The sequence below is a fragment of the Paraconexibacter sp. genome (genome assembly GCF_059438195.1).
In genome coordinates, this window is record NZ_JBLKKY010000108.1 from 1 (window position 1) to 8,149 (window position 8,149).

At 73.5% G+C, this 8,149-nt stretch carries 10 protein-coding genes; 8 read left to right on the forward strand and 2 right to left on the reverse strand.

Annotated elements, in window-relative coordinates:
• From ACME2J_RS21370 to ACME2J_RS21385, 4 genes are all read left to right on the forward strand, one after another.
• On the forward strand, positions 1-439 hold a 439-nt coding region (locus ACME2J_RS21370), incomplete at its 5' end, for a hypothetical protein (protein WP_495546971.1).
• 59 nt (positions 440-498) lie between these two features.
• The gene (locus tag ACME2J_RS21375; protein WP_495546972.1) at positions 499-1,413 is read left to right on the forward strand and encodes a cation diffusion facilitator family transporter; all 915 of its coding nucleotides are present in this window, start codon (positions 499-501) and stop codon (positions 1,411-1,413) included.
• Between the two features lie 112 nt (positions 1,414-1,525).
• Complete coding sequence (locus ACME2J_RS21380) at positions 1,526-1,855, forward strand: STAS domain-containing protein (RefSeq protein ID WP_495546973.1); 330 nt, start codon at positions 1,526-1,528, stop codon at positions 1,853-1,855.
• Positions 1,852-3,927, forward strand: a complete 2,076-nt coding sequence (locus ACME2J_RS21385) for a SpoIIE family protein phosphatase (protein WP_495546974.1) — start codon at positions 1,852-1,854, stop codon at positions 3,925-3,927. The genes ACME2J_RS21380 and ACME2J_RS21385 overlap by 4 nt, the downstream gene beginning before the upstream one ends.
• Before the next feature lie 19 nt (positions 3,928-3,946).
• Here the strand turns inward: ACME2J_RS21385 and ACME2J_RS21390 are convergent, their stop codons facing one another.
• Both ACME2J_RS21390 and ACME2J_RS21395 read right to left on the reverse strand, forming a co-directional pair.
• Positions 3,947-4,366, reverse strand: a complete 420-nt coding sequence (locus ACME2J_RS21390; protein WP_495546975.1) for a hypothetical protein — start codon at positions 4,364-4,366, stop codon at positions 3,947-3,949.
• A 60-nt stretch (positions 4,367-4,426) separates the two neighbouring features.
• On the reverse strand, positions 4,427-4,735 hold the full coding sequence (locus ACME2J_RS21395; protein ID WP_495546976.1) for a hypothetical protein: 309 nt from the start codon (positions 4,733-4,735) through the stop codon (positions 4,427-4,429).
• Between the two features lie 119 nt (positions 4,736-4,854).
• On the opposite strand from ACME2J_RS21395, the gene ACME2J_RS21400 reads away from it, so the two are divergent.
• From ACME2J_RS21400 to secG, 4 genes are read left to right on the forward strand one after another with little or no spacing between them, the layout of a single operon-like run.
• Positions 4,855-5,289, forward strand: coding sequence for a cytochrome c maturation protein CcmE (locus ACME2J_RS21400; protein ID WP_495546977.1), 435 nt, complete (start codon positions 4,855-4,857; stop codon positions 5,287-5,289).
• Between the two features lie 27 nt (positions 5,290-5,316).
• Positions 5,317-7,515 (forward strand): heme lyase CcmF/NrfE family subunit, encoded by a 2,199-nt coding sequence (locus ACME2J_RS21405; RefSeq protein WP_495546978.1) that lies wholly within the window; start codon positions 5,317-5,319, stop codon positions 7,513-7,515.
• Positions 7,516-7,546: 31 nt separating this feature from the next.
• Positions 7,547-7,861 (forward strand): hypothetical protein, encoded by a 315-nt coding sequence (locus ACME2J_RS21410; RefSeq protein WP_495546979.1) that lies wholly within the window; start codon positions 7,547-7,549, stop codon positions 7,859-7,861.
• A gap of 10 nt (positions 7,862-7,871) precedes the next feature.
• Entirely contained in the window at positions 7,872-8,099 is a 228-nt protein-coding gene (secG, locus tag ACME2J_RS21415) for a preprotein translocase subunit SecG (RefSeq protein ID WP_495546980.1), read from the forward strand.
• Positions 8,100-8,149 lie beyond the last annotated feature (50 nt).

The following is an 8,149-nucleotide window of genomic DNA, read 5'->3' on the forward strand; positions in this document are numbered from 1 at the left end:
CCCGACCGGGCGCAACATCGACCGCCTCGCCGCGGCCCTCGAGCGGGTCGGCGCGATGGTGCGCCTGCGCGACCGGCCGGCCGTCGTGCCGTTCCGCGCCCGCGCGATGCGACGCGGCGGCCCGTGCCGCTGGACCCTGAGGATCGCCGGCGGCGACGCCGACATCCTCGTCGTCGACCCGGTGGGGGGACGCTACGGCCGCTTCCTCGAGCTGTCCCAGCGCGTCGAGCTCGCGCCGGGCGTCGCGGCGGAGGTCGTCCCCGACGAGGCCGTCGCGCCCCTCCGGGTCGACGCGATCGACGCGATGCCCGAGCTCAGCCGGCCCTGGCGGGAGCGGGGGCCGCTGCGCCGTTCGCGCACCCGCCGGCCGCTGCGCGCCGCGCCTCGGCCCCGGCCGGCGGCGTCGGCCGCGCGCGTGCCGCTCACCCCCTCTCGCTGAACGACGCCCCCGGGCCCGGGCGGCGCGCGCCGCCCGCGGCCCTCGCCTATGCTCGGCGCGTGGTCGCCGACGAGCGCCTCGTCCGCCTCCTGTGGCTCTCGATCGCCGCAGCCGTCGCGACGATCGCCCTCAAGACCGGGGCGTGGGCGCTCACCGGGTCGGTCGGCCTTCTCTCGGACGCCGCCGAGTCGGTCGTGAACCTCGTCGCCGCCAGCGTCGCGATGGGCGTCCTGCGCTGGGCGCGCAAGCCTGCCGACGAGGATCACGCCTTCGGGCACGCCAAGGCCGAGTACTTCTCGGCCGGCGTCGAGGGCGGCATGATCTTCGTCGCCGCCCTCGGCATCGCCGTCGTCGCGGTCGTCCGGCTCGTCGACCCGCAGCCGCTCGACGACGTCGGCCTCGGGGTCGCGGTCGCGGCGACCGCGTCGGCGATCAACTTCGCGGTCGGGCTCGCGCTCGTCCGGGAGGGGCGCGAGCACCGGTCGATCACGGCGGAGGCGAACGGACGCCACCTCCTCACGGACGTCGTCACGTCGGCCGGCGTCGTCGCGGGCGTCGTCGCCGTGAGCCTCACCGGCTGGGAGCGCCTCGACCCGCTCATCGCGCTCGCGGTCGCGGCGAACATCCTCGTCGCGGGCACGACGCTGCTCCGGCGCTCCGTCGGGGGTCTCATGGACCGGTCGATCGACGCCGCCGCGATCGGGCGCATCGAGGAGGTGTTCAACCGGTTCCGCGCCGAGGGCGTCGAGTTCCACGCCGTGCGGACGCGGGAGTCCGGCCACCGCGCGTTCGTCTCCGCGCACGTCCTCGTCCCGGGAAGCTGGAGCGTCCAGTCGGGCCACGACCTCGTGGAGCGCGTCGAGGCGGAGGTGCGCGCGGTGATCCCGGGCGCCGTCGTGTTCACGCACCTCGAGCCGCTCGAGGACCCGCTCTCGTTCGCCGACACGCGACTCGACCGCGACGACGCGCGCTGATGCGCCAAGTCCCGGACCCACGGGCGCGCCATCGCGCCTCCACGTCTCCGCCAAGGCGTATTTCGGGGAGAAGCGGGTAACAACCCCTTCGTTCGTAGAGCCATTCACTGAGGTGTTCGACTGGAACATGGACTGGAACATCCACGCCTCCCGCGCTCCGGGACGACTCCGACTCGTCCCGGTCGGTGAGCTCGACCTCGTCACGGCGCCGCTCCTCAGCCGCGCCCTCCGCGAGGCGGACAGCGAGAGCGGCGTCGACGTCGTCCTCGACCTCTCCGAACTGAGCTTCATGGACTCCTCGGGCCTCGCAGCGGTCCTCGAGGCGGTCCAGCGCAGCGCGAGCGACGGCATGAGACTCAGCATCAATCCAGGCGAGGGCGCCGCTGCGCGCGTCCTCGCGCTCGCCGACGTTCTCGAGGACCTTCCGCTCGAACGCGCATGACGCCGTCCGACGTGCTCATCGCCGACAGCGACGCGCGACGGGCGGAAGCGGTCCGCGCCGAGCTGACCCGGCACGGTCACCACGTCGAGATCGTCGAGGATCGCGACGCCCTGTTCGCCGCGCTCGACAACGACGCGATCCGGCTGCTCGTCCTCGCCCCGACGGTCGGCGACGCTCCGGTGAGCGCCGTGCTCGAGACGCTGAGCGCGGTCGCCGACCAGCGGGGCCTCGTCACCGTCGTCGCCGGCACCTCGGACGAGCTGTCGGCGGACCTCACGCGCGCCGTCGTCGAGCTCGGGGCGGCCGACGTGTGGGAGCTGCCGAACACGGTGACGGCGGCCGATGTCCGCGTCCGGCTCATCCTCGCGGAGTTCTACGCCCGCCTCCAGGCCGACAACGTCCGGATCGGCGGCGAGTTCGCGATCCTCCGCCGCGCGCTCGACCTCACCGGGACCGGCTTCGTCCTCACCGATCCCGGGCTCGAGGACAACCCGATCGTCTACGTCAACCACGCGTTCACGGAGATGACCGGCTACCAGCCGGAGGAGACCCTCGGCCGCAACTGCCGGTTCCTGCAGCGCGGGGTGAGCGAGCCGACCGCGGTCGCTCGGATGCGCGAGGCGATCCGCGCCCACCGTCCCGTCGCGGTCACGCTGCAGAACGCGCGGCGGGACGGCACGGTCTTCGACAACGAGGTCCACATCGCGCCCGTGCGCGACGACGCCGGGAACGTCGTGCGCTTCGTCGGCGTGCAGATCGACGTCACCGAGCACCGCGTCGACCGCGCCGACCGTCTCGCGATGGCGGAGGGCTCGCGGCGGCTCGCGGAGGCCGCCCTGCGCCGCACGCACTTCCTCTCCGAGGCGTCGCCGCGTCTCGACGCGACGCTCGACCGGCGTGCCGCGCTCGACGCGCTCGCGCTGCTCGCCGTGCCCGCGCTCGGGACGGCGTGCGCCGTCCTCTCGGTGGAGGAGAACGCGATCCGGACGGACAGCGTCGCCGGCTCCGACCCCGAGGTGCAGGCCGCGCTCGACGCGCTCCCCGCGGTCCGCACCGCGGAGGACGACGACCCGGTGCTGCGCGCGTCGCGCGGCGGCGAGCCGATCGTCCTCTCGCCGCACGAGTCGGTCCGCGCGCTCCACGGCACCGACGGCGCCGGCGGCCCGCTCGAGGGCTTCCAGGGCGTCGCGGTGCCGCTGCCCGCCCGGGGGCGGACGGTCGGCGTCCTCGTCGTGCTCGGTCGCAAGGCCCTCGACGGCGAGGACACGGCGCTCGCGCGCGACCTCGCGACGCGCGCCGGTCTCGCGGTCGACAACGCGCGGCTCTACGAGGAGCAGCGCCAGGTCGCCGAGCAGCTGCAGCGCGAGACGCTGCCGGAGAAGCCCCTCCAGGTGCCTCGCGCGCGGACCGCGACCCGCTACCGCGCCGGCGGGTCGGGCATGCACGTCGGCGGCGACTTCTTCGACGCGTTCCCCGCCGAGGACGGCGCGACGCTGCTGACGATCGGCGACGTCACCGGAAAGGGGGCGCCCGCGGCGGCGATGGCGACCGTCGCGCGCTCGACCCTCCGCGCGGCGGGGCTGTACGAGGTCGCTCCCTCCGCGCTGCTGAGGACCCTCAACCTCACGCTCCTCCGCCACCGCGAGCAGACGGACCGGGGGCGCTTCGTCTCGGCGGCGGCGTGCCGCATCGCGGTCGACGGGGACGACGGCCTCACGGCGTCGATCAGCCTCGCGGGCCATCCCCCTCCGGTCGTCCAGCGCGCGGACGGGTCGGTCGCGTTGGCCGGGCGCCGAGGGACGCTGCTCGGGTTCACGCCGTCGCCCCGGCTGGAGGAGGACGAGCTCTCGCTCGCCCCCGGGGACCGGCTCGTCCTCTACACCGACGGCCTCTCGGAGGCGCTCGACGGCGGCCCCGACGTCGAGGACGACGCCGAGCGGGTCGCGCGCATCGTCGGCGAGCGCCGGGACGTCGCGATCGAGGCGCTCGCCGACCGCCTGCTCGCGGCGGCGACGGCGGGCCGCCGCGTCGACGACGTCGCGATCTGCGTCGTCGAGGTCGAGCCGGTCTGAGGCGGCGCGGCGGCCGGGCTCAGATCCCGCCGCCCTCGGCGAGGAAGAGGAACCAGAGGCCGAACAGCGCGAGCGCGACGGTGACGCTGACGACCATGACGACGTCGAGGATCGTCCGCGGGTGCCCGGCATCGCGCTCGCCCCGCATCGAGCGGTGCCAGGGCAGCTTCACCTGCATCTCGGGCGCCGTCCCGGTCACGTCTCCGTAGATGCGGTTGAGCTTCCCGAGGCCCTTCCCGAGGACGACCATCGAGAGCGGGATCCCGAAGAGCAGGATGACGTAGGGGCCGAGCGTCGGCTGGGAGGTCTCGACCGATTGCGAGACGCCCCAGATCCAGAGGAAGGGGACGCCGAGCCACATCATCACGCTGCCGAGCGCCATGAGCGCGATGAGGAGGACGGCGACGATCTTCGTGCCCGTGCCGCGGGTCCCGAGCATGCGCCCATCGTATTCCCGTGCCGGCCCAGGGGAATCAGCGATGTGATCGGCCCGCGGCTCTCACCAGGCCTGCGTGGCCCCGCAGTGCGGGCAGCCCACGTCCGTCGAGACGTGCGCCTCGAAGATGTAGCCGCAGCCGCAGCGGTAGAGCGAGCGGTCGTCCGGGCCTCCGGCCTCGCGGAGCCGCCGCTCGCCGGCGAGCGCGGGGTCGTCCGCGACGAGGCGGAGGTCCGGCCGGGACGCCGGCGGCGCGGCGCTCTCGTCCTCCTCGCGCGCATCGCGGGACCCGCCCGGGCTCGCGTCGGGCCGGTCCGGGGTGGCGGACGGGGGGTCGGTTCGGCGGCGTGTGCGTCGGGCGCGGATGCGCATCGTCTGCCTCCTGTGACGCGGCGGGGAGGCGAGAGTTGCGGGTGTCCACGCGCCGGTCTTCGTCGCGTCCGGCCGGGGGGCGCCCGCACGCCACCGTGTGCGTCATACTTGGGCAGCGCATGTCCCCCGCCCGCAAGCGTCAGATCCGTCTCACGACGGCGCTCACGGCCGCCGTCCTCCTCGCCGGCGCGCTCATGTACACGAGCTTCAGCGCGTCGAGCGAGGCCGTCACGCCGCAGCGTCTCCTCGCCGGCGTCCAGCCCGGCCAGAGCTACCAGCTCACCGGCAAGGTCGCCGAGGGCACCGTGAAGAAGAACCGCGAGTCCCTCGAGTTCCACGTGCGCGAGCGCAACGGCACGCAGTCGGTGCCGGTCACGTACACCGGCGCCGTCCCCGACCCGTTCCGCGAGGGCCGCGAGATCATCATCACGGTCCGCAAGGAGGGCGGCGTCTTCGTCGGCGAGCGGGACTCCCTCGTCACGAAGTGCCCGTCGAAGTTCGAGAACAAGAAGTCCGAGGACGGCAAGGAGCCGCCCGAAGGCTTCACGTACTGACAGTCGGCCGGCGGGGCGAGACTCGACATGGCGACCCTCGGCAGCGCCGTCCTCATCTTCGCGCTCGTCGTCTCCGTCTTCGGGGTCGGCGCGTCGCTCTACGGCGCGCGGACGGGGCGCCGCGACTGGATCGAGGCGGGGCGCAACTCCTCGTACGCGCTCGCCGGACTCGCCATCGTCGCCTTCGCGATCCTCGAGATCGCGTTCTTCCGCAGCGACTTCAGCTTCGTCACGGTCGCGAACAACTCGTCGACGACGACGCCGGTCTTCTACCAGGCGACCGCGGCGTGGTCCTCGCAGGAGGGCTCTCTCCTCCTCTGGCTGCTGCTCCTCTCGATCGCGAGCGCGCTCGTCCTCTTCCTCACGCGGCGCAGCCTGCGCGACGTCACGCCCTACGCGACCGCCGTCCTCCTCGCGCTCGGAGCGTTCTTCTCGGCGCTCCTCGTCTTCTCGGCCTCGCCGTTCGAGACGCTCGCGGTGCCGCCCACCGAGGGCGCGGGCCTCAACCCGCTCCTGCGGCACCCGAGCATGATGATGCACCCGCCGATGCTCTACGCGGGGTACACGCTCTTCGCGGTGCCCTTCGCGTTCGCGATCGGCGCGCTCATCGTGCGACGCATCGACGCCGGCTGGATCACCGCGACCCGCCGCTTCTCGCTCGCCGCGTGGTTCTTCCTCGGGATCGGCATCCTCCTCGGCGCCCGCTGGTCCTACGCCGAGCTCGGCTGGGGCGGTTACTGGGCCTGGGACCCGGTCGAGAACGCCTCGCTCCTCCCGTGGCTCACGGGGACCGCGTTCCTCCACTCGGTGATGATCCAGGAGAAGCGCGGGATGCTGAAGATCTGGAACGTCTCGCTCGTCCTCGCGACCGGGATCCTCTGCATCCTCGGGACGTTCCTCGTCCGCTCCGGCATCCTCGACTCGATCCACGCGTTCGGCGCCTCGACCCTCGGGGTCCCGTTCGTCACGCTCATCGGCGTCATGATCGTCGGCTCGGTCGCGCTCGTCGTGAGCCGGCGCGACACGCTGCGCTCCGAGCACCGCCTCGACTCGGTCTTCTCGCGCGAGGCCGTCTTCCTCGGGAACAACCTCGTCCTCGTCGGGATCGCGTTCGTCGTCTTCTGGGGGACGTTCTTCCCGCTCATCAGCGAGGCCGTGACCGGCGAGAAGCACGCGCTCGGCCCGCCGTGGTTCGACCAGTACACGGTGCCGCTCGTCCTCCTGCTCGTGCTGCTGAGCGGCATCGGCCCGGTCATCGCGTGGCGCCGCCAGACGAAGGCGACCGCCCGCCGCAGCTTCTTCTGGCCGGTCGTCGCCCTCGTCGGGACGATGGCCGTCCTCGTGCCGTTCGGCGTCGCGGACCGCCCGCTCGCCTGGATCCTCTTCGGCGCCGCCGCGCTCGTCACGGCGACCGTCGCCCAGGAGTTCGCGCGTGGCACCCGTGCTCGCCGCGCGATGTCGAGCGAGTCGGTGCCGGTCGCGATGGTCTCTCTCGTGCGGCGCAACCGCCGCCGCTACGGCGGCTACCTCGTCCACCTCGGGATGGCGGTGATGTTCGTCGGCGTCGCCGCGAGCTCGGCGTTCGAGACGGCCCGTGACGCCCGGCTGTCGCCGGGCGAGACGCTCGCCGTCAACGACTACACGCTCCGCTACGAGGAGCCGGTGACGCGCATCGACACGCAGGGCGGCCGGGTCGAGAGGCTCGTCTTCGGCGCCCAGCTCTCGGTGTGGAAGGACGGCGAGCGGGTCGGCGGCCTGCGACCCGAGCGCGGGTTCTACCCGCCGAGCTCCGCTCAGTTCGCCTCCCGGCCGATCGCCGGCTTCTTCGAGGGCGAGGCGACGAGCGAGGTCGCGATGGACGCCGGCTGGTACCGCGACGTGTGGACCGCCGTCTCGCCGGACGTCGCGGCGCTCGACGGCCGCGTCCGCGCTCTCGACGAGGGCTTCCGGCGCGGCCTCGAGCAGGCGGGTGACGGCGTCAGCCCGCAGGCGGCGGGCGCGATCATCGGCCAGGCGCTGCGCAGCGTCCTGCAGTCCTACCGCGACGATCCGCCGCCCGCGACGTTCCGCGTCATCGTGAGCCCGATGGTCGCGTGGATCTGGATCGGCGGGCTCATCGTCTTCGGCGGCGGCCTCGTCGCGATGTGGCCGGCCCCCGGCGGGGCGCGCCGGATGGCGGACGCGCGGCTCGCCGCCCGCGTCGCCCAGGAGCTCGGCCGGGCCTAGCCGCCCGGCGGGGACGAGGGGACGGGACGCGGTGGATCTCCTCGCGCTGCTCGCGATCATCGTCGTGCTGGGCGCCGTCGTGTGGCTCGTGAGCCTGCCGCTGCGCGGCGGTGCCGAGGCCGCGGAGGGCGCCGAGGCGGCCGAGCTCGAGGACCTGCTCGCCGCCCGCGACGCGAAGTACCGCGAGATCCGCGAGCTCGACCTCGACCACCGGACCGGGAAGCTCTCCGACGAGGACTTCAAGGCTCAGGACCGGGCGCTGCGCGCCGAGGCGATCGTGATCCTCCGGCGTCTCGACGAGCTGGGATTCCCCGGCGACGGCGACGATCGCGGGCCGGCAGGCTAAGATCGACTCCGTGGAATCGATCCTCGAGCTCGTCCAGGTCGTCATCTCGGTCGTCCTCATCTTCCTCGTGCTCATGCACTCGGGGAAGGACTCCGGCCTCTCCGGGGCCTTCGGCGTCGGCACCGGGTCAGGGCCGCTGGGCGGCGGGTCGCTCGTCGAGCGCAACCTCAACCGCTGGACGGTCGCGTTCGCGCTGCTCTTCGTCGCGAACATCATCGTCCTGCTGCGGATCTCCTAGCTGTAGTTCCTGAGCACGTTGTTCATCCGGTCCTCCTTGGAGGCTGGTGG